Here is a 25,287-nt window from a genome sequence, read left to right as displayed (position 1 = left end):
TCACGTTCGGCTAGGTGACGAGCAGGACCTTGCCAACGTGCTCGCCGGAATCGAAGTAGCGATGCGCCGCCTGGACCTGGTCCAGCGGGAACGTCTTGGCCACCAGCGGCCGAATCCGGCCGTCGGCCACCAGCGGCCAGACGGCGTCGCGAACCGCGTTCATAATGACCGTCTTTTCCTCCACCGGCCGGGGCCGGAGCGACGTGGCGATGATGGCCGCCCGCTTCCGGAGCAGCATATTGAGGTCCAACTCAGCCTTGGTGCCGCCCTGCAGGCCGATCACGACGAGCCGGCCGTAGTCGGCCAGGGCGTCCACGTTTTGCCCGAGGTACTTGGCCCCGACAACGTCGAGTATGACATCCGCCCCCTTGCCTCCGTTCTGGGCACGCAGGCTCTCCGGAAAGCTTTCCTCCGCGTAGTTGATCGCGATGTCCGCTCCGAGGAACGCCTTTGCGGTGCCCACCTTCTCGGCAGTGCCGGCAGTGGTGGCCACGTGCGCGCCGAGGGCCTTGGCCAGCTGGATTGCCATGGTGCCGATGCCGCCGGTGGCCCCATGGATTAGTACGGTCTCCCCCGCCTGCAGCTGGGCCGTCATCACCAGATTGGAGTAGACGGTGGCCGCGACCTCCGGCAACGAGGCGGCCGTCACGAGGTCCACGCCGTCGGGAATCCTCAGCACTTGGCCGGCGGGTACCGCGACCTTTTCGGCGTAACCGCCGCCGGCCAGCAGCGCGACAACCTTGTCCCCGACGGAGAAGGGCTTGGTGACGCCGGGACCGAATCCGGCGATCCGCCCGGAAACTTCGAGGCCGGGAATGTCGGAAGCGCCCGGGGGCGGGGGGTAGAACCCCTTGCGCTGCTGGACATCTGCCCGGTTGAGGCCGGCGGCGACGACGTCGATCAGCACCTCGCCCGGGCCCGGAACGGGCGCGGGGACATCACGAAGCTCCAGGACCTCCGGACCACCGGGCGCGGAGATGTAGACAGCCTTCATGGAGTACTCCCAATTCCTAACTAATGGCTTGCAGGCAAGGCGCCCGCAGCACACGGCGCGGGCAACGCCTGCTTCCAGAGTATGTGCCCAAACCGGCGCCGCAAGCGAGCGCCGCCGCTTTTTTGTGGCTACTGACCGGCTATGAAACACTACTCGTTAGGGAAGGTTGTCCGAGCGGCCGATGGAGCTGGTCTTGAAAACCAGTGTGCGGTAACCCCGTACCAAGAGTTCGAATCTCTTACCTTCCGCGGGTGCGCAGGGATTGCGCGAAGTTGAGGCCGGTGGCGGCGATCGAAAGATTGCCGCCACCGGCCTCACCTGTCCCGTCCCTCACCTGTCCCGTCGGCGGCTGAGCGCGGCCTTCCGCCTCACACCAGCCCGGGGAAGCTAGAGAGAATGTAGTCCGCGGCTGCGGGGCCTTTCATGCGGAGTGGCGTGTGCCCGGGACGGATCCTTTTCTCCTTCATGGCTGCCCAGAAGGCATCTTCGGGCCGGGGCACGCTCCGGGACAGGAAACACCAGCTTGTGTAGACCCCGTAAAGGCAATCCCGTCCGAGGACGGAACCGGATGCGGCGTCCGAAGTGGTGGCTTCCAGGAGGAACTGGTCGTATTGCGAATCTGCCATGATGGCTCGTTTCCGCTGGGTGCGTGTTAGTGCCGCCGAGGGCTACAGCAGCAGATACTTGAACGCCACGCACGGGCCGCCAAGCGGTTTGGGATGCCGCGGGAGGCATCCGCAATTTCTCTACACTGTAGACAATAGGCGTAGACTTCATTGTAGGCAAGCTGCTGACTCACCTTCCGGGGACGGCCCGTTTTGGGACCGGCACCGCACAACTGGATCGGAATCCCATGTCCCCCGCAGAGAAGCTGGCGCCCTCCCCGGCCCCCGGCCCGAAGACTCGCCTCAGCCGGGAGCTGGTGCTGTGCACGGCGCTGGCGCTGGTTGACGCCGAAGGCCTGGAGGCGCTCACCATGCGCCGGCTCGGCCAGGAACTGGGCCGGGACCCGATGAGCCTGTACCGCTACGCCGAAAACCGTGCCGCCCTGCTTGACGGTGTCTCCGAGCTCGTCCTGAACGAGTTGGCCATCTTCCCCGATGACCCGGACTGGCAGGCGCAGCTCCGGCGGATCGCCCACGATCTGCGCGACCTCGCGCTCCGGCACCCCAATGTCGTTCCCTTGCTGGTGACCCGGCCGCTGTCCACACCACTGGGCCTGCGACCGCTGGGGACCCTGCGCCCCCTGGAACAGATTCTCTCGCTGCTGATCGACGCCGGCTTCGCCCCGGCCGACGCGCTCCACGTCTACCGCGCCTACTACGGCTACTTGTACGGCCACATCCTCAATGAACTACAGGAATTCATCGTGGACCCGGAGGAGAACGAAGCACTTTTGCGCTTGGGCCTGCACCGCCTGCCGCCAAAGGACTTCCCCCGCCTCCGGACCCTTGCACCGGTCCTCGTCGACTACGACGGCAAAGCCGAGTTGGACGAAGGCATCACCATCCTGCTCACGGGCCTCGCCGCCCGTCTCTCGCCGAAGGCCTGACCACCCACGAAAGGTGTCACCCATGTTCCTCCTCTTCGGCCTCAAAACCGTGCTCAACGAATTGCCCGGCCGGCCGGCCACCTGCCAGCGCTGCGGCCAGTTCGTGCACCACCGCCTGCAGCAACGCGCTACCAAGTTCACCCTGTTCTTCATCCCCGTCTTCACCACATCCAAGAGCTACCGAATCACCTGCTCGAACTGCGGCCAGACGTCGGCGATCAAACCGCGCCAGGCAAAATCCCTGGCCTGGTGACTTAGGCCTGGCGACGTGGGAGGGGGCACCCTCCCGGATCGCCGCCGGCAGTGCCAAGATGAGGTATCCCTGCAGTTCCCGGGACCCATCAATGAAGCGGAGGACTCATGACCGGCAACCGGGTATTCAGGATCGTGGTGGGGGTCGATGGTTCGCCGCAGTCCCAGGCGGCCTTGGACTGGGCGGTGGAAGAAGCCAGGTTGCGCGGTGGCCAGGTGCTGGCCCTGGCGGCATGGAGCTTCCCCTACGTCAGCGACGCCCTGGGCCAGGCCTGGGACTACGCGATCTTCGAGTCGGACGCCCGGACCATACTCGAGGCGGAGCTCGCACGCGTCGGCAATCAGGGCGCGGAGATCAGCGGACGCCTGGTGCAGGGCAGTGCCGCCGCGGCGCTTGTGGACGCCTCCCGGGAAGCCGAGCTGGTTGCCGTAGGCTCACGCGGCCACGGCGGATTCGCCGGCATGATGCTTGGGTCCGTGTCCAGCCAAACCGTCCACCACGCCCACTGCCCGGTGCTCGTCTTCCGCGAGCGCACCGCGGAGCAGGGCCAGCCTTCATAGGCTGAACGGACCAGCTGACTTTCCACTCACTGACGGCGCTAAACTGGCGGCATGACACCGCAGGAGCTGGCAAACCTGGCCCACCTGCGCCGGGCGCGTGACCTGATCGACCGCGACTACGCCCGGCCCCTGGACGTGCCCACCATGGCAGCCGGCGCCCTGATGTCCCCGGCGCACTTTTCCCGCCAGTTCAAGGCGGCCTATGGCGAGACGCCCTACAACTACCTCATGACCCGGCGGATCGAGCGGGCCATGGCGCTGCTGCGCGCCGGTGCCAGCGTGACCGACGCCTGCATGGAAGTCGGTTGTACCTCGCTGGGCTCGTTCAGTTCCCGGTTCACCGAGATCGTCGGCGTACCGCCCAGCGCGTACCGGGCCAGGGAGCACCACGCGGTGAAGGCGATGCCGTCGTGCGTGGCACGGCAGCACACGCGGCCGTCGCGGAAGCCGAGCAGGATTGAAGAAGCATCAATTCCGCCGCTCCCCTAGCGTGGGAGTCATGAACATTTCATTGCAGTACGCACAAATCACTGTCAACGACCTCGACGAGTCGCTCGCGTTTTACCGCGATGCGCTCGGCCTGGAGGTGCGCAACGACGTCGGCTCGGACGGCCACCGCTGGGTCACCCTGGGCAGCGCCGCACAGCCTGATCTGGAGATCGTGCTCTCTCCCCCGCACGCCGGCCGTTCCCAGGACGACGGCGACGCGCTCCAGCAGTTGCTCACCAAGGGGGTCCTGCCCGTGATCGTCTTCCGCACGGACGACCTCGATGCCACGTTCGAGGCAGTCCGCGCGGCCGGGGCGGAGGTGCTCCAGGAACCTGTCGTGCAGCCGTGGGGGCCGCGGGACTGCGCCTTTCGCGATCCGTCCGGAAACATGGTCCGCTTCAACCAAGCGTGAGCGCCGCCCGCGGAAGCCCTTCCGCCTCCCCGCACGCTGAGTCAACACCACCCGCTTAAAATCCTTTGGAAAAACTGCGATAAGTAATACCGGCCACCCGCTTCCCCTGCGGATACTGGCCGGTATTCTTTTGATTGCCCGGGCCAGTGGGGGCCGGGCACTCAAAAATATGCTCTACCAACACCGTCGCTGGGGCACCTTGTTGGGGTTCCGTGCCGGCTGCGAGGCGTTCCGCTGGGGGCCGCCTCGCCGAATGCACATGCAATCCACCTTGTGTTCATTCACCCCTGTTTTGCTGTGCCGGAATCTGCTTGACCAGGAGCAGACCGGCCGGTCCGCGGGCCATCACCCGGACACACTCAACCCAGCCCTTACCCGGGCACCCTCATGAGAGTTAGAGCGGATGAAAAACACACCTTGGAAAACAGCGCTGGGCACAGCCCTGTCCGCGGGGCTCATCGCAGCGCCGCTGACGGCCTTGCCCGCCGCCGCACTGGAAATCTCACCGGCGGCCGCCGGAACTTCGCCAGTGATCATCAATGAGGCCTACCTCAGCGGCGGCAGCGCCGGAGCAGCCTACAAGAACAAATTCGTCGAGCTGTACAACACCTCCAACAGCCCGGTCGCAGTGGACGGCTGGTCCCTCCAGTACCGCTCCGCCACGGGCACCACCGCCCCCAGCACCACGGTGCCCCTGTCCGGCACCGTCCCCGCCAAGGGTTACTTCCTGCTCAAGGGCGGCAGCAACGGCACCGCCGGACTGGAGCTCCCCGCCGCCGACGTCACCGCCACCGGCTTCAACTCGGCCGGCGCGGGTGGAACGATCGTCCTGGCCACGCAGGCCACCACCCTGAACCCGCTGGGCACCGGCTCCGTCGTCGAACCCGCGAACGTCGCCGACCTGCTCGGCTACGGGACCTCCACCACCTTCGAAACCCAGGCGGCAACGGCGCCGTCGGGCAACACGGACGTCAAGAGCTTGAACCGCAGCAACGGCGTTGACAGCAACAACAACGCCGCGGACTTCGCCCTCAACGCAGCGATCACCCCCAAGGCCGTCAACGGTGAAGCCGCCCCGGTTGACCCCGGACCGGTTACTCCCCCGGCAGCCAAGAGCATTGCCGAGATCCAAGGCACCGGCACGGCCAGTCCGCTGGCCGGATCCTCCGTTACCACCCGCGGCAAGGTCACCGCGTCCTTTCCTACTGGCGGGTTCGCAGGCTTCTACCTGCAGACTCCCGGGACCGGCGGCGATCTGACCCCGTCCAACCACACAGCATCGGACGCCATCTTCGTTTACGCGCCATCCGCCGTCGCCGCGGTGCAGATCGGCGACTACGTCGAGGTCACAGGCAGCGTTGCCGAGTACTACGGCATGACCCAGCTCAACGCCACCGCGGTCACCAAGCTGACCGAGGCCGCCCCCGAGGTCAAGGCCACCGGCTTCGCCCTCCCGGCCGACGAGGCGTTCCGTGAGTCCCTGGAAGCCATGCTGCTGACGCCGCAGGGTCCGGTCACGGTAGCGGACAACTATTCGCTCAACCAGTACGGAGAAATCGGCCTGGCCGGCGGCACCACCCCGCTGGAGCAGCCCACCGCCGTCGCCCCCTATGGCTCCGCCGAGTACACCGCCTCCGTCGCGGCCAACGCCGCCCGCGGCATCAAGCTCGACGACGGCGCCAGCACCAACTTCCTCAAGGACGCCGCCAACAAGGCGTTGACCCTGCCGTACCTGACCACCGCGGATCACGTCCGGGTGGGCGCGCCGGTGACATTCAAGACCAACGTGGTGCTCAGCTACGCCAACAGCTCCTGGAAGTTCCAGCCGCTGACCCAGCTGACCGCCGACAACGCGGACACGGTCCAGCCGGCCGGCTTCGGCGCCACTCGCGCGGAGGCCCCAACGTCGGTGGGCGGCAACCTGAAGCTCGCCTCGTTCAACGTGCTCAACTACTTCCCCACCACCGGCGACCAGGTCACCGCCTGCAAGTTCTACACTGACCGGGCGGGCAACCCCATCACCGTCAGCGGCGGCTGCAACGTCCGCGGCGCCGCGAACGCCGAGAGCTTCAAGCGCCAGCAGGACAAGATCGTTGCCGCCATCTCCACGTCCGGCGCCGACGTCGTCACCCTGATGGAGGTCGAGAACTCGGCCCAGTTCGGCAAGAACCGGGACGACGCCCTGGCCAAGCTGGTTGACGCGCTGAACATCGCCACGCCGGGCATCTGGGACTACGTCCGCACCCCCGCCAACGCACCCCCGCTGGCCGACGAGGACATGATCCGCACCGCCTTTATTTTCAAGAAGGCCGCGGCCGAACCGGTGGGCGAATCCATCATCCACAACGACACGGTAGCCTTCGCCAGCGCCCGCAAGCCGCTGGCCCAGGTGTTCAAACCCGTCGGCGCCTCCGACGACAAGAAGTTCATCGCGATCGCCAACCACTTCAAGTCCAAAGGTTCGGCGGCCACACCGGATGACACTGACAAGGGCCAGGGCAATTCGAACCTCGCCCGCACCGCCCAGGCGCAGTCCCTGCTGGCCTTCGCCGACGAGCTGCAGAAGTCCAAGGGCACCAACAAGGTCTTCCTGATCGGCGACTTCAACTCCTACGCCAAGGAGGACCCGATCAACGTCCTCACGGCGGCCGGCTACGTCAACCAGGATGACAAGGCCAAGAACGCCGACGGCAGCGCCAAGCACTCCTACCTCTACGGTGGCCTCGTGGGCTCACTGGACCACATCCTCGCCTCACCGGCGGCCAATGCCGTCGTCACCGGCGCGGACATCTGGAACATCAACTCGGTGGAATCCGTAGCCCTGGAATACAGCCGCTACAACAACAACGTCACCGACTACTACGCGCCGGACCAGTTCCGCGCCAGCGACCACGACCCGGTCGTCGTCGGGCTCAACCTGGAAGCTGGCACAGCAACCCCGGCCAGCGTTGACCTGAACTTCCTGGGCATCAACGACTTCCACGGCCGCATCGATTCCAACACCGTGCAGTTCGCCGGAACGATCGAGAAGCTCCGGGCCGCCGCGGCCCCAGGCGCCACTGCGTTCCTCTCCGCCGGAGACAACATCGGCGCCTCGCTGTTCGCCTCGGCCGTGGCCAAGGACCAGCCGACCATCGATGTGCTGAACGCCCTGGACCTCCGCACCTCGGCCGTGGGCAACCACGAGTTCGACGGCGGCTGGGCCGACCTGCGCGACCGCGTCATCGCCGGCGGCAGCAATGCAAAGTTCCCGTACCTGGGCGCCAACGTCTACAAGAAGGGCACCACCGAGCCGGCGCTGCCCGAATACACCTTGCTGGACATGAACGGGATCAAAGTCGCCGTGATCGGCACCGTCACCCAGGAAGTACCGTCGCTGGTCACCCCTGCCGGCATAACGGACCTCGAGTTCGGCGATCCCGTCGATGCCATCAACCGGGTCGCCGCGAAACTCAAGGCTGGCAAGCTCGCCGACGTGATCATCGTGGAGAACCACGACGGCGCCGGTTCCGGTGCTCCCGAAGGCGCCACCCTGGAGCAGGAAGTCGCCGCCGGCGGCCCCTTCGCCAAGATGGTCCACGAAGTCACCCCGGACGTTGCCGCGATCTTCAACGGCCACACGCACAAGCAGTACGCGTGGGACGCGCCGGTGCTGGATGCAGCCGGGCAGCCCACGGGCAAGACCCGTCCGATCGTGCAGACCGGCAACTACGGCGAGTTCATCGGGCAGATCCAGCTCACCATCGACACCAAGACCATGTCCGTCACCGGCTACAAGGCGGCCAACGTCAAGCGCACCACGGACCCGGCGGCCGACCTGGTCGCCGCCTACCCGCGGGTGGCCGCGGTCAAGGCCATTGTGGACAAGGCGGTCGCCGACGCAGCCGTGATCGGCAACCAGCCGGTCGGCAAGGTCACTGCGGACATCACGACGGCATTCGCCGGCTCCCCCGCCGTGCGTGACGACCGCGCCAGCGAATCCACCCTGGGCAACCTCGTGGCCGACTCCCTGGTCGACGCCCTCAAGGCGCCGGAACTTGGCGCCGCCGAGATCGGCGTCGTCAACCCCGGCGGCCTGCGCAACGAGCTGTACTACGCCCCGGACGGCACCATCACCTACGCCGAGGCCAACGCGGTGCTGCCGTTCGTGAACAACCTCTGGACCACAACGCTCACGGGCGCGCAGTTCAAGACCTTGCTGGAGCAGCAGTGGCAGACCAACCCGGACGGCACGGTCCCCAGCCGCGCCTACCAGCAACTGGGCCTGTCCAAGAACGTCAACTACACCTACGACGCCGCCCGCACCGCGGGTGACCGGGTCACCGCGATCCGGGTCAACGGTGCGCTGATCGACCCGGCGAAGTCCTACCGGATCGGCACGTTCAGCTTCCTGGCCACCGGTGGCGACAACTTCCGGATCTTCACGTCAGGCACCGGCACCAAGGACTCCGGGCTGGTGGACCGTGACGCATGGATCAAGTACCTGCAGACGCACAACCCCGTCTCGCCGGACTTCGCCCGACGCTCGGCGGCCGTGGCGAACACCACCGCGGCCGAGGTCAAGAGCGGGGACTCCATCACCCTGGCGGTCTCCAAGCTGGACCTCACCTCGCTGGGGAGCCCGGCCAACACCTCGCTGCGGGCCGAGTTCACCGACGCCGCGGGCACCGTGACCGGCCTCGGCACCGTGCCGGTTACGGCCGGCGCGGCCACTGTGGATAAGAAGGTGCCTGCCGGCGCCGCCGCAGGGACGGGCACCCTGGTGCTCACCGCCGTCGAGTCCGGCACCGTGGTGAAGGCGGACGTGGTGGTCAAGGCCACCGTGCCCGTCCCGCCGCAGTGCACCGCGCCCGTGCCGCCCACCAAGTGGTACGACATCGCCGGCTGGATCAAGTACACGATCGCCTGGGTCAAGTACCAGAAGTGCCTGCGGGGCTAATCCCGTAGCCTGCCAAAGTGAGCATGCCCCTCCCATGGCCGGAGCGGTGGACAGATTGTGCAAGAGTCCACTGCCCGGTCCCGGGAGGGAGCATGCTCACTTTTTGTTGGCGGACTTCACGGGGGGCGTCTGGCTGCAAGGGGGCTGGCTGCAGGGCCGGCGGCCCCAGTCGGTGGCAGCCAAGTCCGCGGCAGCCCAGCGCGCTACCGGCCGAGGATGTCCCGGGCGATGTCGTCGGCGTCGCGCAGCGTCCGCTGGCCGCTGCGGTAGACCGGGCCCCGCCGCTGCCGCGCCTCGGCTGCGATGGCGGTGCCCCACTGCGCGGCGGAGAGCTGCAGGCCCAACACATAGATCCCGTCCGTGACGGACCCGTTCGCGCCGACGGGCCGGTAAGGATGCGGGACAACGTCCAGCCCGGAACTCTGCACGGGCGAGCCTTCCGCGCTCATCATGAGGCGCGGGCGGACCAGGCCGTCCGCGAGCAACTGCTCCAGCAGCGGGGAGGCGTTGACGGCCACCCGGTTGGCCGGGGCCAGCGCTTCGATCAGCACCGTGGCCTGCACCTTGCCCCCGCCGTCCCCGTCCCGGCCAGCCACCCAGGGCGAGGCGGCCGTGAACACTTTCGCTTTCCGGTCGACGTCGAACTTGGGGTCGGGACCCACAAAACTGACCACGCCGGCCCGGGCCAGGGCCGCGAGCTGCTCGGCACGCAGGGCCGGAGGACCGCTGGCAAGCCCCTCCACGATCGATTCGAACCAGCCGCGCAGGCCGGCCACCCATGACTCGTCTGTGATGCCGCCGTCGGCCACCGCCGTCTTCAGCACCGCCCGGCCGTGATGCAGGGCGCCGATCGCCATCTTGACCGGGTCCTCCTCGCCGAGCGCGGAGCGCCGCGCGTCGTCGAGCAGATAATCGACGACGGCGGCATCCAGGTCCGCCCGGGACGCGAACGAGCGGCCGGCCAGCGGCGCGGCGAGGCCCAGCAGGTCCAGCCGGTAGGTCTGGCGGACATGGGCGTCGATCAGTGCGCCGGCGGCCTCCTCCCATTTCACCGTGGAGTGGGCGTGCGGCTGCAGCGCTTCCTCCAGTGCGTGCAGGAATTTGGCCGGATCAGCGCCGACCGCGTCGGGCTGCGAGCGCGCCAGGGTGGAGTAGTACGCCCATACGACGTCGCGGTGCAGCAGCGGCCAGAGGTCGTGGTCGAAGGCAGGCAGGATTCCGGCGGCGGCGAACTTCGAGAGCGCGTCCTCGGTGCAGTACCTGAGCGACACCGCCGCCGGGTAGTAGCCGTCCAGGGTCGCCTTCGCCCGGTACGGGGTTCCGCGGCGCGAGGCGGCAATGATGAGGGGTTCCCGGCCGGAGGGCAGGTACGTCAGGCCGGCCCCGTCCGGTGCGGGCAGGAATTTGCCACCGCGGCCTTCGGTCAGCTGGCCCATGACGTCGAAGAAGTTTAGGCCCATGCCGCGCACCAGCACCGGCTGCACCGCGGGGATCCCGGACCAATCGACGTCGGCAGGGGCGGCCGGCGGCAGGTACTTCAATCCCAGCTCGTCCGCCGCCGCCTGCAGTTCACGCTGCTCGGGGTTGAGCCGGGACTCCAGGTGGCCGAGCGCCAGCACCACCGACCCGGCGCTGAGCACGGTTCCGTCATCAAGCTCGACGTCGAACCCGGCGTGGCCGGGGCCGGCGGCCGACCGGACCGACGTCGCGCTGGCCTGATGGAAATCGACGGTGACGCCGGCGGGCAGCTTCTCCAGCAGTTCCTCGAGCGTGGACCTCAGGTAGCGCCCGTACAGTGCGCGGCTGGGGAAGTCCGCAGACCCGAGTCCGGCCAACTCGGCGCGTTCCTCGGCGGACAGCCCTGGTTGCGGGTCCCTGCGCTGCAGGTCCCGCCACTGGTCGAAGGTGCCCCCGGCCAGCGGCGCCGCCAGCTCCGGATCCTCCGGGACCACGGTGGGATAGAAGGACTGCGTGTTCATCAGGTAGAGGCGGGACTGTCCGGGCTGCCAGACGTGGCCCGGGCCCGCCGGATAGGGGTCGATCACATCGATGTGCAGGGCCGCGTCCGGCGTCGCGGGGACCCAGTTGGCGAGCAGCCGCTCCAGCACACTGGTGCCGCGGGGTCCGGCGCCAATCAATGCCGTCCGGATGCTCTGCGATTTACCCACGGCATCCAGCGTATCCGCATCCGGGCCGCCGCCTTGACTTGCCTGCCCTGCACCCGTGTTGCTTGGATGGGCCCATGACCATCTCTTCAGCTGAGTACCCCACCGCGCCCGGCGAGCCCTCCGGCGCGCTGTCCGGGACCGCCCCCGAGCCCGTCGACGAGAACATCTGGTTGGAGGAAATCTACGGCGAGGAGCAGCTGGCCTGGGTCCGGGAACAAAATGCCCGCACCGAGGAACTGCTGGAGGACGCCGAATACGGCGAGCTCGAAAACCGGATCCTGGAGGTCCTGGACTCCACTGACCGGATCGCCATGGTGGGCAAACACGGCCAGTGGTACTACAACTTCTGGAAGGACCGCGACAACCCGAAAGGCCTGTGGCGGCGCACGGACTGGGAGAGCTACCGGGAAGGTACGCCGGAGTGGGAAATCCTGCTCGATGTCGACGCCCTGGCCGCGGCCGAGGGAGAGGAATGGGTCTTCCACGGCGCCAGCTTCCTCCGCCCCGCCGCCGGGCAACCGCACCGGCTGGCCCTGCTGGCGCTCTCCCCCGACGGCGGCGACGCGAACCGCTACCGCGAGTTCGACGTCGAGACCCGCAGCTTTGTTGACCCCGCGGAGGGCGGCTTCGACCTGCCGACGGCGAAGGGCAACGTATCGTGGCTTGACGCCGACACCCTGCTGGTCGCGAGCACCGCCGACGGGCTGCCGCGGACCAGCTCCTCGTATGCCCGGACCGGCGTGGTCCTGCGGCGTGGCGAGTCCCTGGCCGCGGCCGAGCGGCTCTTCGAAATCCCGGAAGACCACATGATGGCGCTCCTGGCGCACGACTCCACCCCAGGCTTCGAGCGGACCTTCGCCGTGGACTGGATCAGCTTCTTCGAAAAGCGCACTTCGGTGCTCCGCGACGGCGTCTGGGTCGATCTGGAGGTGCCCGAGGACGTGAACCTGAGCTCGCACCGGGAATGGTTGCTCTTCCGGCCCCAGGGCGACTGGACCGTCAATGGCACGAGCTACCCGGCCGGGTCGCTGCTGGCGGCGGACTTCGAGGGCTTCCTGGCCGGCAGCCGGGAACTGTCCGTGCTGTTCACCCCGGACGCGCACACTTCCCTGCAGTCCTGGAGCTGGACCCGGGACTTCCTGCTGCTGAACCTGCTCAGGGACGTGTCCTCCGAGATCCGGGTGCTGGATCCGCAGCGGCCCGGCGCGGACGTCGCCTGGGCCTCCAGCGTGCTGGACGCCTGCCCGCCGCTGCATGACGTCAACGCCTACGCCGTCGACGACGAGGACGACGGCGACGCCGGGAACGACTTCTGGCTGGTCGCGACGGGTTTTGCGACGCCGAGCACGCTGACCCGCGGCACGCTGACCCGCGCCGGCGTGGACGGCGTCGTCAGCACGCACGAGGTGGTTCGGACCGCGCCGTCGTTCTTCGACGAAGAGGCCTACGAAGTCCAGCAACACTTTGCGGTATCCAAGGACGGCACCCGGGTGCCCTACTTCCAGATCGCCGCGAAGGACCTGGTGCTGGACGGGCAGAACCCCACCCAGCTCTCCGGCTACGGCGGATTCGAGATTTCCCGCACCCCGGCCTACAGCGGCGCCGTCGGCCGGGCCTGGCTGGAGCGGCGCACCGAGGAATCCGCGGGCGCCGACGGGGACGCGCCGCACAGCCGCGGCGGGGTCTACGTCGTGGCGAACATCCGCGGCGGCGGGGAGTACGGCCCGGCGTGGCACCGCGCCGCGCTGCAGGACAAGCGGCACCGCGCGTACGAGGACTTCGCCGCCGTCGCGCAGGACCTGATTTCGCGCGGCGTGACATCCCGCCAGCGGCTCGGCTGCGTGGGCGGCTCCAACGGCGGCCTGCTGGTGGGGAACATGCTCACCCAGTATCCGGACCTGTTCGGCGCGGTGTCCTGCGGGGTCCCGCTGCTGGACATGCGCCGGTACAGCAAGCTGTCCGCCGGGTACTCCTGGATTGCCGAGTACGGCGACCCCGACGTGCCCGAGCAGTGGGAGTTCATCCGGACCTTCTCGCCCTACCACCTGCTCCGGGACGGGGTGGAGTACCCGGAAACCTTCATCTGGACCGCCACGTCGGATGACCGGGTGGGTCCCGTGCAGGCCCGGAAGATGGCCGCCCGGATGCAGGCCATGGGCATCCCCAATGTGTGGTTCCACGAAGCGCTCGAGGGCGGCCACGCGGGAGCCTCGGACAACCGCCAGGCTGCGGCGCTGCAGAGCCGCAGCCAGCATTTCCTCTGGCGCGCCCTGGCGGGACGGGCCGTCTAGGTTCCCGCCGCGGCGCCGTGCGTCGACCGTTTTGCACTGCATGGCCGCTTCTGCGTATCCTTGGTTGGCTAGTAATAGCAATTGGAGACGTGCCAGAGCGGCCGAATGGGCTTCACTGCTAATGAAGTGTGGGGCACAACTCCACCGGGGGTTCAAATCCCCCCGTCTCCGCCCCGGGAAGCCCGGTAACTCAACGAAGTTACCGGGCTTCCCCCCAAATACCTCGAAAATCCCCCCACGGACTGTTAAAGTCGACTTCTATGGCGACCATCGAGGCACGGAAAAACAGCGCAGGGCGCATCACCAGTTACCGTGTCGAGTGGTACGACAAAGGCTCCAGACACAGGCAAACACTGGCCACTGAGACGGCCGCCGTGCAGTGGAAGGGCCTGCTCGAAGCGGTCAAACACGATACCCAGGCAGCGCAAACGGCTCTACTCCGTCAGGTCTCCCGGTCCCCCTCATTCGAGGATGTCGCTAACGGCCACATTGAGCGGCTGATCAACGTCCGCGAGTACACCGTCAAGCGGTACCGCGGTTACATCAAGAACCACTTCGCCGGCATCGGACACCTGCCCGTGGATCAGATCACCGAAGACGACCTGATCCGCTGGATCAAGGCCATGACGAAGAAGGGGTGCTCCCCGAAGACCGTCGCCAACGTGCACGGGTTCGTCCACGCCGCCATGAACTCCGCCGTCCGACGCCGCCTCCGCCCGGATAACCCCTGCAACGGCCGTCTGCTCCCGAAGGACGACGCCACCGAAGACAAGGCCATGTTCCTCGCGATGGAGCAGGTAAACGCGATCATCGAGCACGCCGACGAATGGCACCACCCCATGTGGCGGCTTCTGATCGGCTCAGGGCTCCGCCTGGGCGAGGCAACAGCACTCACCCGGGCAGACTTCCAGCTGGACGCCGCTACACCCTCTGTGCGGATCATGAAGGCCTATCAGGAGATGGAAGACGGATGGGCGATCGGCGCACCGAAGACCAAGAAGGCTCGGCGCACCGTAGCCTTGGCGCCGTCCACTGTGAACGCGATCCGGGCCCGTGTCGAAGCTGCCCCCCGCAACCAGCCCGTCTTTACTATCTCGCCCGGCACAAACGTCTACCCGCAGCACCGCCAATGGCTCGACGCCTGGTACGACGCCGTGAAGGCTGCTGACCTCGCTCTCGAACGCCGGCCGAGGATCCACGACATCCGCCACTCGCACGCATCGATGATGATCGCCGGCGGAATGAACCTCTACGAGCTGGCTAACCGGCTGGGCCACGAGTCGATCATCACGACGACCAAGACCTACGGACACCTTGTGCCGGACGCGCACTTCCGCGCAGCCGCAATGGTCGAAACCGCACTCACCGGGATACTCGAAGCCTAGACACAAAATAGCCCCCGCGGTCATTGCGACGGCGGGGGCTTTTCTGCGTTACGCAACCCGTGCCTCGGCCGCAGTCCTGAGTTCAGACAGTTGCCCCACGGTCAGCGTCTTCATGTACGTATCGAGGACGCTCGGAAGCACTCCAAGGGCAGCCGCCACCTCATGCGCCCGCCGCTCAGACCCAGCGGCAGCCACTACATCGTGGAAACGAAGGAGCCGATAAGCAGCCCACCGGTTAGCAAGCAACTCCTGCTTCGGGGTAACTCCAACGTGCCCGTAATGGGCGTGGCCGAGCTCGTGCATCAGCGTGCAGTCCTCCTGGATCACGCCCAGCCCGGGACGCAGCGTCACCAGCCGCCTCCTGTGATCGTAAGCGCCCCACCACCCCGGCGGCGTTGCTGCAAACCGGACGCGTACACCCATCTCCTGGGCCAGGATCCTAGGTTTCGTTCGGCAACTCGTCATGCTCAATATTCGGTTCCCCCTTGTAGGCCGCAAGATCATAAGCCTCTTGGTCTGACATTTTGGAGTAGTCCGGATCATCCTCGTCGCCCCACTTGGGCGCGACGAAGCGCTGGTAGCGCTCCATTCGGGCGGCGTTCCAGTTGGACGGGCGATCTCCCCTCCGCATTGCGCGCGATTTCAACTCATTGAGGAGGTCCGAGTCGGTGAAGGCTTGGAGCAAATGCGCCCGGCGTTGTTCCGTGCTCATACCCGGAGCCGGCTCTTCTTCGTCTTGCGGATGCTGGCTCAGCCATCGCGCATAATCTTCATCGTTGTGCGGTGACGCCGCGGATTCCTCCATGAACACCTTGAGCGCCTGAGCCTCGTGAAGTTGCTGACCGATCAGGCGGTACACGCGCTCTACTTTGGACGGCGGCACCCCGTGCGTCTCCCAGTTCACTACGGTTCGCGGCGATATTCCGAGAAAGGTTGCCATTTCAGCCTGCGTCAGATCCATGTGGTCGCGCGCAAGACGGAGTTCGTCCGAGCTAATTTTCATAGCCCTACCGTAGCGCAACTTTTAGCAACTTCGCAAGGCAGATTTGCCTGCCCTGACGCGAAATACGAAACTTTTTAGTTGCCATAGTTGCTTAAGTTGCGCATAGTTGCGTAGCCTTGACGTATGCAAACTACACCGATGAAACTCAGGGTCAACGGCGCGGCCGTCCGGGTCATCCGCGAAGCGCTCGGGATTCGTCAGACCGACCTAGCTGCCCGTGCGGACATCTCCAAAAGCACCCTGTCGCACGTGGAGAAGGGTGCACGGCAGGTTTCGCCGGCCACGCTTCGGAAGTTGGCGGTCGGTTTGGGGATACCGAGCGAAGCGATCAGCTACCCGGACTTCACGACTTCAATCGCGGCATGAAAAAGCCCTCAGCTACGCCAATAGCTGAGGGCCGACAAGAACCTAATCTCCAGAGAAGGACTCTTATGAACACCCTACAGAAGTTCAGCTTCCACAACCAGCAGGTCCGCACCATCCTCGTCGACGGGGAACCCGGCTTCATTGCCAACGACCTCTGCGCCATTCTCGAAATTCGGAATAGCAGCGATGCGCTCGCATCCCTGGACGCCGATGAAATGGGGGTCGCTACTACCGACACCCTTGGCGGCGCCCAGCAGATGGCCTACGTGACCGAGGCCGGGATGTACTCGTTGGTGCTGCGATCCCGCAAGCCAGAAGCCAAGTCCTTCAAGCGCTGGATCACGCATGAAGTGCTCCCTGCCCTCCGACGCACCGGGTCCTACGGTGCGGCAGTGATCCCCCAAACACTCCCCGAAGCCTTGCGAGCCTATGCCGCTGAAGTCGAGATCCGCGAGGCACTGGAGGCGAAGGTTGCCTCAGACGCCCCGAAGGTACTCTTCGCCGATTCTGTCGCAACCTCCGAAACAGCCATCCTGGTCGGCGACTTGGCGAAGATACTCCGTGGAAACGGAGTAATGGTCGGCGCCAACCGCCTCTTCGCCCAGCTCCGCGAGGACGGTTACCTCATCCGACGGCAAGGGACCGACTGGAATATGCCGACCCAACGAGCTATGGAACTCGGCCTATTCAAGGTGAAAGAAACGGCGGTGACCCACTCGGACGGGCACGTGACAGTGTCCAAGACCCCCAAGGTCACCGGCAAGGGGCAGGCATACCTCATCAATCGCTACTCGCCGTCAAGAACGGAGATCACTGCATGAGCCGGCAACCCCAGACTTACGCCACAACCCAGGACATGGCAGCCAGATACCGCATTGGGGACGACACCGTACGCCGAAAAGCCCAGACTGGCGAGTGGCCGTGCGACCGCATCGGACGCCTCTACCGATTCTCGCCCGACCAGCAAGACGAAATCGCTCAGATCGTCGCAGGAAGTCAGCGTGGCGGCTACGACAAGGACCGCATAGCCGCCGCCCTCCGAAAGCTATCCGCCTAGCACCACCCTTCGCCCGGTTCAGGGCACACCCCACCGCACTAACTCTTACCCGGTGTTTCACTGCCGGAGAAAGGGCGATTTGTCATGCCCAATTTGCTTCCCATTGTGATGCGCAAGAACAACGAGAAGGGCCTGAACCTGACCTTCTCGCAGATGAAGAAGTCCGCCCGCCGCTTCGAGAAGCGTTGCGAGGGCTGGCTGCAGGAGGACGCCGAGGCCTACGTCTTGCAGCACCAGGATCCGACCGGCGAAGAGGCCGTCAAGAACGTCCTGCACGAGCTCAACGAAGCCGCGGCGGCCCGGCGAGTGGCGGTCGCAGCATGAGCGCCGCAGCCGCTCTGCGCAAGGTTGGAAGCTCTGACTACGGCCACGTCATCGCCGAGTGCGAGGCGCCGGAATGCCGGGACATCAACGGCCGGCCCTGGCAGCGCATGTACTCCCGCCGCACCGTCGAGGGATACACGCTCGCAGAACGGGACATGAACGACCACAACCGGAGCCGCCACCAGGCGGGGGCCGCCGCATGAGCGACCTGACCAGCACGCACCGCGCTACTCGCCGGAACCTGGCGACGCAGCCTATCCCCCGCGGCAACATGGGCCCGCCCGTGAAAGGCCCGCGACTCAAGCAACAACAGATAAGTCCGGACGAACTCGCCTTCATCATCGACCGGGCCCGCGAACAACGCGACGAAGAAGACATCCGCAGCTACTCCACAAAGAAGAGGACGGCATGAGCGAAACCCCAATTTATGACCAGATGATGCGCGAGGCAGAGTACACCGCCGACAACGCACACACCCTGCGGACACGGTTCGCGGTGATGTCCGCATGATCGCCGCGGCCCTCGTAGACGTCGACTGGAACGAGGACGCGCTCGCCACGATCATCGGCCTGGCGCACCGCGGGACTTTCACCGCTGACGACCTTCGCCGGGAAATGCGGCCGGCCCCGCACCCGAACCACGTCGGCGCCGCATTCACTGCAGCGAAGACGCTCGGCTTCATCGAAGCCGACGGCTACACGACCAGCACGACCACCACACGCAGGCACGGCGTCCTCCGCACATGGCGCGCCGCAGCGGACAAAGGAGTCGCAGCATGAAGGACATCGGCACGCTGCTTTGCATCCTCCTCGCGATCGGCTTCGGCGTGTACGCGTTGTACGCCCGCGGCCTTGACCGCTTGGACGAGTACCACCTGATGCACGGGCCCAAATCGGGCTGTGCGGAATGCGAGGGGAAATGAGCCACATGCCAGGTTTCGAGTCAGCCCAGCGGGCCTTCGAGAACATGGAGCCGCCCACTGACGTCGAGCAGTGCGAGGACGGCGACTGTGACGAGTGCGCCGAGTGCCTCGCCGCCCGCGCCCAGGACGAGGCCGACGACTATGCCGAGCGCCAGAGGGAAGAGCGGCGGTGGGAGCGTGATTGATCCAGTGGCCCTTGCCGCCGCGCTGGCTTCTGCTGAGGCCACGGTCACCGCCCTCGAAGAAGTCGCCCGCAAGCACAAGGGCAAACCGACCGAGCTAGACGCCCGGATCCTATTGCGTGCAGCCCGGCGCATCAGCCGCAATCTCCGCCAACTACTGGCCGCAACCGAAAGTAGGACCGCATGACCACCACACCAGAAACCACACGCAGGCCAGTCCCGGAGCTGGAGGCGGCGAAACTGTACCGGCAGGTCCGCATCGCCAGGGTCGCCAGTGAACGTGCTGATGCTGATGCGGCCCGTGCCGTGTCTGAGGCGCAGGAAGCCCGTACCCGTCTCGCCGCAGTCGAGGCGGAGTACGCGGCCGTGAAGCGCGAGTGTGTCCTTTGAGCGCCCGGCAGCAGGCCCGAAACGCGTTGTTCTCCGCCGCACTCTCCGCACCCCAGCCCCGGGACTTCCCGACGCACGCCGCGTACGGTGCCGCGTTCGACGCGTACCAAGCCGGGACGATGCAGCCCCTCCGCGATGAGCTGGCAGCCGTATGAGCGTCCACACCGTCACCGTGACAGCGATGCCCAACACCGACGTGGAGGGCCTGCCGGATGAGGAGTACATCGACACGGTCGAGTTCACCGTGGATTGCCCGTCGGACGGCAGCTGCCACGTCTGGTGGGAATGCAAGGAGTGCAGCGACTACGACCCGACCGAAGATGAAGAAGACGATGGCGAGTACACCCGTCACGGCGTCTTCCACCAGAACATTGACGGCGATTGGATGACCGAATCCAACGACTGCGCTGTCACGGCATCGGACTCGGCAAGCGACTCCATGCAGGAGGAAGCCGAGAACGCCGGCCTGGGCGTCCACCAGATCGAACTGGACTACGAAGGCGGCGGATACTGGTCAGCACGCAGGGTCATCCCTCAGGAAGAACGGGACCGCGTCAACGCCAAGGCGCTCGAACTCTTCACCGCACACGGTGGGAAGGACTGGGACCACTCCGGCGCCCACATCCGGGATTACTGGCGGGGCCGGGCATACAACGACCTGAAGAAGGAGGCCCAGGCGTGAGGGCGGCGCGTTGGACGTTCCACCGCCGCCTCGCCTGCATCTTCGGTGAGCAACTCGTCCCCGGCCGGCACTACCAGTTCAGGGGGCGTGAGCGGTTTACCCGTCGCGACCGTACCTAGCAGCGTGCTTCACGCGCCACGCGTTCCAGCCCGGGACTCTGGCGTCCAGCAGCTCGACTTCCTCGTCGCTCAGGCGGCCAGCGCCGAAGTCCTGCCGTTGAGCGTGCAGCCAAACACCGAGCACACGCTCCGCTTCGTCCCGGGCGTCACGGAACCGCGGCCAGCGACCCCCGGCCTCGCGGAACGTTCGGAGCTCCTCCAGCCTGGTCATCCATCGCTCCGCTTCGATCTTAGGTCGCTGGTTCTGGTCCCACCCCGGCAGGACCGCGAGGAGCTTGCGCCGGTCGTCCGGCAGTTTGCCGGCACGGTCAGCACGGCGCAGCTCCGAAAGCCAGCGGGCCAGCCGTCGGTTCTCCGGATCCGGGTCACCCGACGTCGGATACCGGCCATGCGCCCTCTGGAACGCTGCCACCGCCTCGAGAGTCGCCAGCCAACCCTTACTTGGGGGCCGCGACCTACCAGCGGGTCGGTTGGCCAGGTGCTCGGTCTCTATGTCCGGGAAGATGGACCGCTGGATTCGGATATGCCGACCCACGGTCTGGGGAACCGCATGGCAAAGCTCGGCAATGCGCGAAACTGTCAGCCCACTGCGGTACATCAGATCCCACTCAGGATGAAGCGACCCGCCCCGGCTGACTCCCCCCGACTCCATAACAACAGACTAGGGGCGACAGGACTATGACCCATAGCAAGACGCAACCCTGCCATCCGTCGCAACATCGTGACAGAATCCGTCACGTGGACATTGTCGAGTTTCTCGAAGCCCGGATCGCTGAAGAAGAAGCACAGCTCCGCCACGCCGAATTCGACGCCACAGGGACGACTCCCGGCCTCGCGGACAGCATGCTCGCCGAATGCGCCGAGAAGCGAACCATCCTGGCGCGCTGGAAGCTTGCAGAAGAGGCCGAAAGCAGCAGCGACACCACGGACGCCCAAGGGGAACTGGTCATGGCCCGCCGATCCATGCTCAACATCCTCGCCGCCGGTTACACCGACCACCCGGACTTCGACCCCGACTGGGCCACAGCCCTGGACTGATGTAGGCCGCCGGTTCACTTTCGGTTTCCCGGCCCTCGATGACGATCATGGCTGACCGCTGCACCTGCCCGCGGTCCGTGTACGACCCGCGCACGCCGAGGCCAACAAACCCAGACTGCCCGGTCCACACAAAACCGGAAACGACTGAGAACTGATAATCAACCGAAGGGAGATCTATGACATTCTCCAAGGTAAGTGAGTCGGCGCGGGCTCCGAGAAACCCGCGCCGGCCACCCTACTTAGTGAGTTCGCGGATCACAGTCGCAACGATGCACGCGGCGGGCGGACCCCACTGCCGGAGAAGTCCTGGCAGGGCGGCCCGGCAACGATCACATCGGCACGGACGGTGTTTGGCGGGCTTAGTCATGGGCAGGTCATCCGTTCTGCGGAAGACGTCCAGTTCTGTACCGTCGCAAGTTGTTTCTATGTAGAAAGCGCCTACGATGTAAACAGAAACATGCACGCTTTTCGCGGGTTGTTTCGTATGGACGGCCGCTAGCTCATTCATTCTTCGCGGGATAGAGAGCTACGGCCGTTCCGTTTATCCGCTCGTCTTAGTGGACGTTCCCATTCTAGCGATCCCTATGGACAGATCCGGGCTCCGGGTTAGTGTTACTGGGCGTCACAACGCCTGCGTGGCTTCCGGAGTATTGCATCCGGATTCGCGATTTTTGATCAAAAGTTACAGCGCGTTTCAGTGGGTTACAGTGACCGGACGTCTTTCGCGGTGCATCGTCCGAAATTTGATGCAATACGCCTGCGACCCGGTTTATCGCTATGGGCTGAATGCTTGGTCAAAATCCAGACAACCGTTCCACCCAGAGGCCCCCATGAGGGGCCTTTTTTGTGCCCAAAAGGAGGCCCATGCGCTACGAACCCGGCATCTACGATGCCATTCCAAACAAGACCTACCACGCCGACCCCGCACTCGGGTCGACGTCATTGAAGACGCTCGCAACCCGCACCCCGGCTCATTGGAAGTGGGAGTCAGAGCACCCGGTCCACAAGGACATCTACGACCTCGGCACCGTCGCCCACAGCCTAATCCTCGAAGGCGATGGAACCGGAGTCGTGGTGATCGACGTCGAAGCCAAGCGCGGCAAGGTCTGGACCGAACCAGCCGATGCCGCCGTGAATGACGGAAAGATCCCGCTCAAGACCGCCGAATGGGAACAGGTCAAAGCCATGCGGGACAGCGTCATGGCCCACCCGCTCGCCCGCGCCGCGTTCACCGACCACCGCGCCGAACAGTCCGTCTTCTGGGAAGAGGAAGGGCTATCCCTGAAATGCCGCCCCGACGCGTGGAAGCCCGGCCTCCTCGTAGACCTGAAGACCACGGTCAACGCGGACCCCCGCGAGTTCGGCCGCACCGCCTACAAACTCGGCTACGCACAATCCGCCGACCACTACACCGAAGGCGTCCGGGTCATGACCGGCGAAACACTCCCATTCCTGTTCGTCAACGTCGAGAAGACGCCGCCATACCTCGTATCCGTCGTCCAACTCGACGACGAAGCACTAGCCGCCGGCCGCGCAATGAATGACCGAGCCAAAACCATCTACACCGAATGCCTCGCCACCCACAGGTGGCCGGGCTATGAATCCGACGACCCAATCAAGCTCCCATGGTGGGGCATCCGAGACATAGAGGAACTGACCAATGAGTAACGAACTAGCCACCCGGAACGCCACCGAGCTGGACGTGTCCGCCCCGGCGATAATGGGCGCCCCAGCGTCCGGCAGCATCGACCTCGCAGCCTGGGCGCAAGAGATGCAGGCCGCAGCGGTCCTCGGTGCCACGCTCTGCAAAACGGACTTCGTCCCCAAGGACTTCCGCGGCAAACCCGAAGCGGCCACGGCCGCGATTCTGGCCGGGAAATCCCTCGGCATGGACCCGCTGTCCGCACTGCAGAACATCTTCGTCATCCACGGCCGGCCCGGACTGTACGCCCGCACCATGCACGCGCTCGTCATCGCCGCCGGACACGAAGTCGTCCGGACGGACGCCACCCCAACCGCCGTGACCGTACTCGCCCGTCGCAAGGGCGAACACGAATGGCAGACCTTCACCTGGACCATTGAGCGCGCCACCATCGCCGGCTATGTGAAAACGAACGCCAAGTACAAAGACAACCCGATCGAGATGCTCACCGCTAAGGCGCTCTCCGAGGCCTGCCGGGTCATCGCCCCCGACGTCCTCACCGGCGTCGCCGTCTACGCCGTCGAAGAACTCGAAGACATGGGCGAACGGCCCAAGCCTCCAAAGGCTGCCGGCATCCAGGCTCTCGCCGCAATGGCCACCCCAGCGCCCGACGAGCCCACCGAGCCGCAGTACGCGGCAACCATCCCGGACGACGTCGTAGCAGCAACCAAGAAGGCCCTCGCCGAAGGGACCATCGACCAGTACCTCGCATGGCTGTTCGAGAACAACGCCCCCGACCACATCACCGAATACGTCACCGACAGGAAGCCCAGCGCATGACCAAGATCATCCGACTCTCATCCACGAATTACAAAAGGCTCACCGCCGCCGAAATCGTCCCCGACCCGGACGGCAACCTCGTCATCGTGGCCGGCAAGAACGGGCAGGGCAAGACGTCCATCCTCGACAGCATCACCGCCGCCCTCGGCGGCGTGAACGCGAAAACCACCCCGAAGCCCATCCGGGACGGGCAGGAACGCGCCGAGATCGTCCTCGAAACCGAAGACCTGATCGTCACCCGCAAGTTCACGGCATCCGGATCCACGCTCACGGTCAAGTCCCCCGACGGCGCCGTGTACCCCAAGGGCCAGGCGAAGCTCGACGACCTGCTCGGCAAGTTATCCCTCGACCCGCTCGCGTTCACGCAGCTGTCCGACAAGGACCAGCTCGCCACCCTGCTGAAGCTCGTGGACCTTCCGTTCGACTTGGACAAGCTCGCAGCCGAACGCAAGGACGTCTTCGAGCAGCGCACCGACGCGAACCGCAAGCTCAAGGAACTGGCCGCGATCGCCGCCGAGTACGGGCCCCGGCCCGACGACCTCCCCGACGAAGAGGTCAGCGTCAAGGACCTTGTTGCGGCATACCGTGACGGGCAGGCCCTCAACGAGAAGATGGCAGCGGCCGAACGCGCCGTCATTGCTTGGCGGGCGAAGGTATACCGGCTCACGGCCGAACTCGCCGAAGCCCAGGCATCCCTCGATGAGGCAGCGGACTACTCGGCCAACGCCCCTGCCCGGGTCGACCTCGAGGCGATCGAAGCGCAGGTCGACGGCGCCGAAGCGATCAACACGGCTGTCCGCCACCACAAGGCAGGTGAGAAAGTCCGCGCCGACCTGCTCACCGCCCAGCAGGAAGCATCCGCACTCACGGACGCCATCACCGAAATCGACATGCAGAAGGCTGCCGGCCTCGAAGCAGCGACCTTCCCGATCGAAGGCCTCGGCTTCGACGAAACCGGCGTCACCTACAACGGCGTCCCGTTCAAGCAGGCATCCGGCGCAGAACAGCTCCGCGTGTCCCTTGCCATGGCCATCGCACTCAACCCCAAGCTGCGCGTCATCCGCATCGCCGACGGTTCCCTGCTCGACTCCGACAACCTCGCACTCGTCGAAGCCGCCGCCAAGGAGCACGACTATCAGGTCTGGATCGAAATGGTCGGCGACGGTGACGGCCGCGGCATCATCATCGAAGACGGGGCAGTGCGCGCATGAGCGGAGAGACCTACATAACCGTTATCGGCAAGGTCCACGAGGATCCCGGCCTCAAGTTCACCGACGGCGGAGGTGCCGTCGCCAAGCTCGTGGTCGTCACGAACCCACGCAAGTTCAACCGGCAGACCAACGAGTGGCAGAACAAGCCAGGCAAGTTCTGGGACTGCCGGGCATGGAACCAAGGCAAAATGCTCCTCGCCGAGAACCTCGCCAACCACCTCAAGAAGGGCGACAACGTCATCCTCTACGGCGAGATCGAAACGCAGGCATGGGAAGACACAGACGGCAAGAAGCGCCGCACGGACCAGCTGCGCATCGAATCCATCGGCAAGGACTTCCGCTGGCACCAGGCGCACTCCAACGACGTGCCAGCCACTGCCGAGCCGGGATGGGGAGCCACCCAGACCGACGCAGCCGGGTGGGGCACCCAGCCCGCCGCGAATCAATCCGGCTGGGGATAAGCCCAGA

General features: G+C 65.8%; 30 protein-coding genes, 2 tRNA genes and 1 pseudogene. 27 read left to right on the top strand and 6 right to left on the bottom strand.

The window, feature by feature from the left end; translation table 11 throughout:
- Positions 1-10 precede the first annotated feature (10 nt).
- On the bottom strand, positions 11-994 hold the full coding sequence (locus tag ACUYM2_RS03030) for an NAD(P)H-quinone oxidoreductase (protein WP_481598734.1): 984 nt from the start codon (positions 992-994) through the stop codon (positions 11-13).
- 160 nt (positions 995-1,154) lie between these two features.
- Here ACUYM2_RS03030 and ACUYM2_RS03025 point away from each other — a divergent pair.
- The 7 genes from ACUYM2_RS03025 to ACUYM2_RS02995 all read left to right on the top strand — a co-directional run bounded on the left by ACUYM2_RS03025 (position 1,155) and on the right by ACUYM2_RS02995 (position 9,199).
- Positions 1,155-1,242 (top strand) — tRNA-Ser (locus tag ACUYM2_RS03025).
- Between the two features lie 605 nt (positions 1,243-1,847).
- Positions 1,848-2,546, top strand: a complete 699-nt coding sequence (locus tag ACUYM2_RS03020; RefSeq protein ID WP_481598733.1) for a TetR/AcrR family transcriptional regulator C-terminal domain-containing protein — start codon at positions 1,848-1,850, stop codon at positions 2,544-2,546.
- A 22-nt stretch (positions 2,547-2,568) separates the two neighbouring features.
- Positions 2,569-2,799: a zinc-ribbon domain-containing protein gene (locus ACUYM2_RS03015; RefSeq protein WP_481598732.1), complete on the top strand. Its 231-nt coding sequence runs from the start codon at positions 2,569-2,571 to the stop codon at positions 2,797-2,799.
- Between the two features lie 107 nt (positions 2,800-2,906).
- A complete protein-coding gene (locus ACUYM2_RS03010) occupies positions 2,907-3,359 on the top strand; it encodes a universal stress protein (protein WP_481598731.1) in 453 nt (150 codons plus the stop codon).
- A gap of 51 nt (positions 3,360-3,410) precedes the next feature.
- Positions 3,411-3,848 carry a helix-turn-helix transcriptional regulator gene (locus ACUYM2_RS03005; protein WP_481598730.1) on the top strand — a complete coding sequence of 146 codons (438 nt, stop codon included), beginning with the start codon at positions 3,411-3,413 and terminating at the stop codon, positions 3,846-3,848.
- A gap of 10 nt (positions 3,849-3,858) precedes the next feature.
- Positions 3,859-4,260: a VOC family protein gene (locus tag ACUYM2_RS03000; protein WP_481598729.1), complete on the top strand. Its 402-nt coding sequence runs from the start codon at positions 3,859-3,861 to the stop codon at positions 4,258-4,260.
- 403 nt (positions 4,261-4,663) lie between these two features.
- On the top strand, positions 4,664-9,199 hold the full coding sequence (locus ACUYM2_RS02995; RefSeq protein ID WP_481598728.1) for an ExeM/NucH family extracellular endonuclease: 4,536 nt from the start codon (positions 4,664-4,666) through the stop codon (positions 9,197-9,199).
- 203 nt (positions 9,200-9,402) lie between these two features.
- Here ACUYM2_RS02995 and ACUYM2_RS02990 read toward each other — a convergent pair whose 3' ends face one another.
- Positions 9,403-11,367: an FAD/NAD(P)-binding protein gene (locus ACUYM2_RS02990; protein WP_481598727.1), complete on the bottom strand. Its 1,965-nt coding sequence runs from the start codon at positions 11,365-11,367 to the stop codon at positions 9,403-9,405.
- Between the two features lie 74 nt (positions 11,368-11,441).
- Here ACUYM2_RS02990 and ACUYM2_RS02985 point away from each other — a divergent pair, with 74 nt between their 5' ends.
- From ACUYM2_RS02985 to ACUYM2_RS02975, 3 genes are all read left to right on the top strand, one after another.
- Positions 11,442-13,658 carry a prolyl oligopeptidase family serine peptidase gene (locus ACUYM2_RS02985; protein WP_481598726.1) on the top strand — a complete coding sequence of 739 codons (2,217 nt, stop codon included), beginning with the start codon at positions 11,442-11,444 and terminating at the stop codon, positions 13,656-13,658.
- Positions 13,659-13,741: 83 nt separating this feature from the next.
- Positions 13,742-13,829: transfer RNA gene (locus ACUYM2_RS02980), tRNA-Ser, on the top strand.
- Between the two features lie 89 nt (positions 13,830-13,918).
- Positions 13,919-15,043: a tyrosine-type recombinase/integrase gene (locus tag ACUYM2_RS02975; protein ID WP_481598725.1), complete on the top strand. Its 1,125-nt coding sequence runs from the start codon at positions 13,919-13,921 to the stop codon at positions 15,041-15,043.
- Between the two features lie 48 nt (positions 15,044-15,091).
- Here ACUYM2_RS02975 and ACUYM2_RS02970 read toward each other — a convergent pair whose 3' ends face one another.
- Positions 15,092-15,466 carry an ImmA/IrrE family metallo-endopeptidase gene (locus tag ACUYM2_RS02970; RefSeq protein ID WP_481598724.1) on the bottom strand — a complete coding sequence of 125 codons (375 nt, stop codon included), beginning with the start codon at positions 15,464-15,466 and terminating at the stop codon, positions 15,092-15,094.
- Positions 15,467-15,482: 16 nt separating this feature from the next.
- On the bottom strand, positions 15,483-16,046 hold the full coding sequence (locus ACUYM2_RS02965) for an antitoxin Xre-like helix-turn-helix domain-containing protein (protein WP_481598723.1): 564 nt from the start codon (positions 16,044-16,046) through the stop codon (positions 15,483-15,485).
- A 123-nt stretch (positions 16,047-16,169) separates the two neighbouring features.
- Here ACUYM2_RS02965 and ACUYM2_RS02960 point away from each other — a divergent pair, with 123 nt between their 5' ends.
- From ACUYM2_RS02960 to ACUYM2_RS02905, 12 genes are all read left to right on the top strand, one after another.
- Entirely contained in the window at positions 16,170-16,412 is a 243-nt protein-coding gene (locus tag ACUYM2_RS02960; RefSeq protein WP_481598722.1) for a helix-turn-helix domain-containing protein, read from the top strand.
- Positions 16,413-16,477: 65 nt separating this feature from the next.
- Complete coding sequence (locus ACUYM2_RS02955; RefSeq protein WP_481598721.1) at positions 16,478-17,233, top strand: phage antirepressor; 756 nt, start codon at positions 16,478-16,480, stop codon at positions 17,231-17,233.
- Between the two features lie 320 nt (positions 17,234-17,553).
- Entirely contained in the window at positions 17,554-17,793 is a 240-nt protein-coding gene (locus tag ACUYM2_RS02950; RefSeq protein WP_481598720.1) for a hypothetical protein, read from the top strand.
- The gene (locus ACUYM2_RS02945) at positions 17,790-17,996 is read left to right on the top strand and encodes a hypothetical protein (RefSeq protein ID WP_481598719.1); all 207 of its coding nucleotides are present in this window, start codon (positions 17,790-17,792) and stop codon (positions 17,994-17,996) included. The genes ACUYM2_RS02950 and ACUYM2_RS02945 overlap by 4 nt, the downstream gene beginning before the upstream one ends.
- Entirely contained in the window at positions 17,993-18,205 is a 213-nt protein-coding gene (locus ACUYM2_RS02940; RefSeq protein WP_481598718.1) for a hypothetical protein, read from the top strand. The genes ACUYM2_RS02945 and ACUYM2_RS02940 overlap by 4 nt, the downstream gene beginning before the upstream one ends.
- Positions 18,206-18,299: 94 nt before the next feature.
- A complete protein-coding gene (locus tag ACUYM2_RS02935; RefSeq protein ID WP_481598717.1) occupies positions 18,300-18,572 on the top strand; it encodes a hypothetical protein in 273 nt (90 codons plus the stop codon).
- Complete coding sequence (locus tag ACUYM2_RS02930) at positions 18,569-18,715, top strand: hypothetical protein (RefSeq protein ID WP_481598716.1); 147 nt, start codon at positions 18,569-18,571, stop codon at positions 18,713-18,715. The genes ACUYM2_RS02935 and ACUYM2_RS02930 overlap by 4 nt, the downstream gene beginning before the upstream one ends.
- Positions 18,712-18,900 carry a hypothetical protein gene (locus ACUYM2_RS02925; protein ID WP_481598715.1) on the top strand — a complete coding sequence of 63 codons (189 nt, stop codon included), beginning with the start codon at positions 18,712-18,714 and terminating at the stop codon, positions 18,898-18,900. Before ACUYM2_RS02930 ends, ACUYM2_RS02925 begins: the two co-directional genes overlap by 4 nt.
- Positions 18,893-19,084 carry a hypothetical protein gene (locus ACUYM2_RS02920; protein ID WP_481598714.1) on the top strand — a complete coding sequence of 64 codons (192 nt, stop codon included), beginning with the start codon at positions 18,893-18,895 and terminating at the stop codon, positions 19,082-19,084. The genes ACUYM2_RS02925 and ACUYM2_RS02920 overlap by 8 nt, the downstream gene beginning before the upstream one ends.
- Positions 19,081-19,287 carry a hypothetical protein gene (locus ACUYM2_RS02915; protein ID WP_481598713.1) on the top strand — a complete coding sequence of 69 codons (207 nt, stop codon included), beginning with the start codon at positions 19,081-19,083 and terminating at the stop codon, positions 19,285-19,287. The genes ACUYM2_RS02920 and ACUYM2_RS02915 overlap by 4 nt, the downstream gene beginning before the upstream one ends.
- Positions 19,284-19,442, top strand: a complete 159-nt coding sequence (locus ACUYM2_RS02910) for a hypothetical protein (protein ID WP_481598712.1) — start codon at positions 19,284-19,286, stop codon at positions 19,440-19,442. Before ACUYM2_RS02915 ends, ACUYM2_RS02910 begins: the two co-directional genes overlap by 4 nt.
- Positions 19,439-19,969: a hypothetical protein gene (locus ACUYM2_RS02905; protein ID WP_481598711.1), complete on the top strand. Its 531-nt coding sequence runs from the start codon at positions 19,439-19,441 to the stop codon at positions 19,967-19,969. Before ACUYM2_RS02910 ends, ACUYM2_RS02905 begins: the two co-directional genes overlap by 4 nt.
- Positions 19,970-20,065: 96 nt before the next feature.
- On the opposite strand, the gene ACUYM2_RS02900 is transcribed toward ACUYM2_RS02905, so the two are convergent.
- Positions 20,066-20,686: a helicase associated domain-containing protein gene (locus ACUYM2_RS02900; protein WP_481601385.1), complete on the bottom strand. Its 621-nt coding sequence runs from the start codon at positions 20,684-20,686 to the stop codon at positions 20,066-20,068.
- A 140-nt stretch (positions 20,687-20,826) separates the two neighbouring features.
- Between ACUYM2_RS02900 and ACUYM2_RS02895 the strand changes: the two genes are divergently transcribed.
- The gene (locus ACUYM2_RS02895; protein ID WP_481598710.1) at positions 20,827-21,126 is read left to right on the top strand and encodes a DUF6221 family protein; all 300 of its coding nucleotides are present in this window, start codon (positions 20,827-20,829) and stop codon (positions 21,124-21,126) included.
- Positions 21,127-21,381: 255 nt separating this feature from the next.
- Here ACUYM2_RS02895 and ACUYM2_RS02890 read toward each other — a convergent pair.
- Positions 21,382-21,465: pseudogene (locus tag ACUYM2_RS02890) on the bottom strand (DNA cytosine methyltransferase); the annotation flags it as partial.
- A 525-nt stretch (positions 21,466-21,990) separates the two neighbouring features.
- Here ACUYM2_RS02890 and ACUYM2_RS02885 point away from each other — a divergent pair.
- The 4 genes from ACUYM2_RS02885 to ssb are packed head-to-tail and all read left to right on the top strand — an operon-like array spanning position 21,991 to position 25,280.
- Positions 21,991-22,794, top strand: a complete 804-nt coding sequence (locus ACUYM2_RS02885; protein ID WP_481598709.1) for a PD-(D/E)XK nuclease-like domain-containing protein — start codon at positions 21,991-21,993, stop codon at positions 22,792-22,794.
- Positions 22,787-23,608, top strand: a complete 822-nt coding sequence (locus ACUYM2_RS02880) for a hypothetical protein (protein ID WP_481598708.1) — start codon at positions 22,787-22,789, stop codon at positions 23,606-23,608. Before ACUYM2_RS02885 ends, ACUYM2_RS02880 begins: the two co-directional genes overlap by 8 nt.
- Positions 23,605-24,819 carry an AAA family ATPase gene (locus ACUYM2_RS02875; RefSeq protein ID WP_481598707.1) on the top strand — a complete coding sequence of 405 codons (1,215 nt, stop codon included), beginning with the start codon at positions 23,605-23,607 and terminating at the stop codon, positions 24,817-24,819. Before ACUYM2_RS02880 ends, ACUYM2_RS02875 begins: the two co-directional genes overlap by 4 nt.
- Positions 24,816-25,280 (top strand): single-stranded DNA-binding protein, encoded by a 465-nt coding sequence (ssb, locus tag ACUYM2_RS02870; protein ID WP_481598706.1) that lies wholly within the window; start codon positions 24,816-24,818, stop codon positions 25,278-25,280. The genes ACUYM2_RS02875 and ssb overlap by 4 nt, the downstream gene beginning before the upstream one ends.
- Positions 25,281-25,287 lie beyond the last annotated feature (7 nt).

The organism is Arthrobacter sp. SD1074B (assembly GCF_056780195.1).
Note: the sequence above shows the minus strand (reverse complement) of the source record. Positions and strands in the feature narration are given on the sequence as shown.

Excerpts from the sequence above, each read along its gene's own strand:
- ACUYM2_RS03030 (WP_481598734.1), bottom strand. The coding sequence starts at position 994 with ATGAAGGCTGTCTACATCTCCGCGCCCGGTGGTCCGGAGGTCCTGGAG.
- ACUYM2_RS03020 (WP_481598733.1), top strand. The coding sequence starts at position 1,848 with ATGTCCCCCGCAGAGAAGCTGGCGCCCTCCCCGGCCCCCGGCCCGAAG.
- ACUYM2_RS03015 (WP_481598732.1), top strand. The coding sequence starts at position 2,569 with ATGTTCCTCCTCTTCGGCCTCAAAACCGTGCTCAACGAATTGCCCGGC.
- ACUYM2_RS03010 (WP_481598731.1), top strand. The coding sequence starts at position 2,907 with ATGACCGGCAACCGGGTATTCAGGATCGTGGTGGGGGTCGATGGTTCG.
- ACUYM2_RS03005 (WP_481598730.1), top strand. The coding sequence starts at position 3,411 with ATGACACCGCAGGAGCTGGCAAACCTGGCCCACCTGCGCCGGGCGCGT.
- ACUYM2_RS03000 (WP_481598729.1), top strand. The coding sequence starts at position 3,859 with ATGAACATTTCATTGCAGTACGCACAAATCACTGTCAACGACCTCGAC.
- ACUYM2_RS02995 (WP_481598728.1), top strand. The coding sequence starts at position 4,664 with ATGAAAAACACACCTTGGAAAACAGCGCTGGGCACAGCCCTGTCCGCG.
- ACUYM2_RS02985 (WP_481598726.1), top strand. The coding sequence starts at position 11,442 with ATGACCATCTCTTCAGCTGAGTACCCCACCGCGCCCGGCGAGCCCTCC.
- ACUYM2_RS02975 (WP_481598725.1), top strand. The coding sequence starts at position 13,919 with ATGGCGACCATCGAGGCACGGAAAAACAGCGCAGGGCGCATCACCAGT.
- ACUYM2_RS02970 (WP_481598724.1), bottom strand. The coding sequence starts at position 15,466 with ATGGGTGTACGCGTCCGGTTTGCAGCAACGCCGCCGGGGTGGTGGGGC.
- ACUYM2_RS02965 (WP_481598723.1), bottom strand. The coding sequence starts at position 16,046 with ATGAAAATTAGCTCGGACGAACTCCGTCTTGCGCGCGACCACATGGAT.
- ACUYM2_RS02960 (WP_481598722.1), top strand. The coding sequence starts at position 16,170 with ATGCAAACTACACCGATGAAACTCAGGGTCAACGGCGCGGCCGTCCGG.
- ACUYM2_RS02955 (WP_481598721.1), top strand. The coding sequence starts at position 16,478 with ATGAACACCCTACAGAAGTTCAGCTTCCACAACCAGCAGGTCCGCACC.
- ACUYM2_RS02950 (WP_481598720.1), top strand. The coding sequence starts at position 17,554 with ATGCCCAATTTGCTTCCCATTGTGATGCGCAAGAACAACGAGAAGGGC.
- ACUYM2_RS02945 (WP_481598719.1), top strand. The coding sequence starts at position 17,790 with ATGAGCGCCGCAGCCGCTCTGCGCAAGGTTGGAAGCTCTGACTACGGC.
- ACUYM2_RS02940 (WP_481598718.1), top strand. The coding sequence starts at position 17,993 with ATGAGCGACCTGACCAGCACGCACCGCGCTACTCGCCGGAACCTGGCG.
- ACUYM2_RS02935 (WP_481598717.1), top strand. The coding sequence starts at position 18,300 with ATGATCGCCGCGGCCCTCGTAGACGTCGACTGGAACGAGGACGCGCTC.
- ACUYM2_RS02930 (WP_481598716.1), top strand. The coding sequence starts at position 18,569 with ATGAAGGACATCGGCACGCTGCTTTGCATCCTCCTCGCGATCGGCTTC.
- ACUYM2_RS02925 (WP_481598715.1), top strand. The coding sequence starts at position 18,712 with ATGAGCCACATGCCAGGTTTCGAGTCAGCCCAGCGGGCCTTCGAGAAC.
- ACUYM2_RS02915 (WP_481598713.1), top strand. The coding sequence starts at position 19,081 with ATGACCACCACACCAGAAACCACACGCAGGCCAGTCCCGGAGCTGGAG.
- ACUYM2_RS02905 (WP_481598711.1), top strand. The coding sequence starts at position 19,439 with ATGAGCGTCCACACCGTCACCGTGACAGCGATGCCCAACACCGACGTG.
- ACUYM2_RS02900 (WP_481601385.1), bottom strand. The coding sequence starts at position 20,686 with ATGTACCGCAGTGGGCTGACAGTTTCGCGCATTGCCGAGCTTTGCCAT.
- ACUYM2_RS02885 (WP_481598709.1), top strand. The coding sequence starts at position 21,991 with ATGCGCTACGAACCCGGCATCTACGATGCCATTCCAAACAAGACCTAC.
- ACUYM2_RS02880 (WP_481598708.1), top strand. The coding sequence starts at position 22,787 with ATGAGTAACGAACTAGCCACCCGGAACGCCACCGAGCTGGACGTGTCC.
- ACUYM2_RS02875 (WP_481598707.1), top strand. The coding sequence starts at position 23,605 with ATGACCAAGATCATCCGACTCTCATCCACGAATTACAAAAGGCTCACC.
- ssb (WP_481598706.1), top strand. The coding sequence starts at position 24,816 with ATGAGCGGAGAGACCTACATAACCGTTATCGGCAAGGTCCACGAGGAT.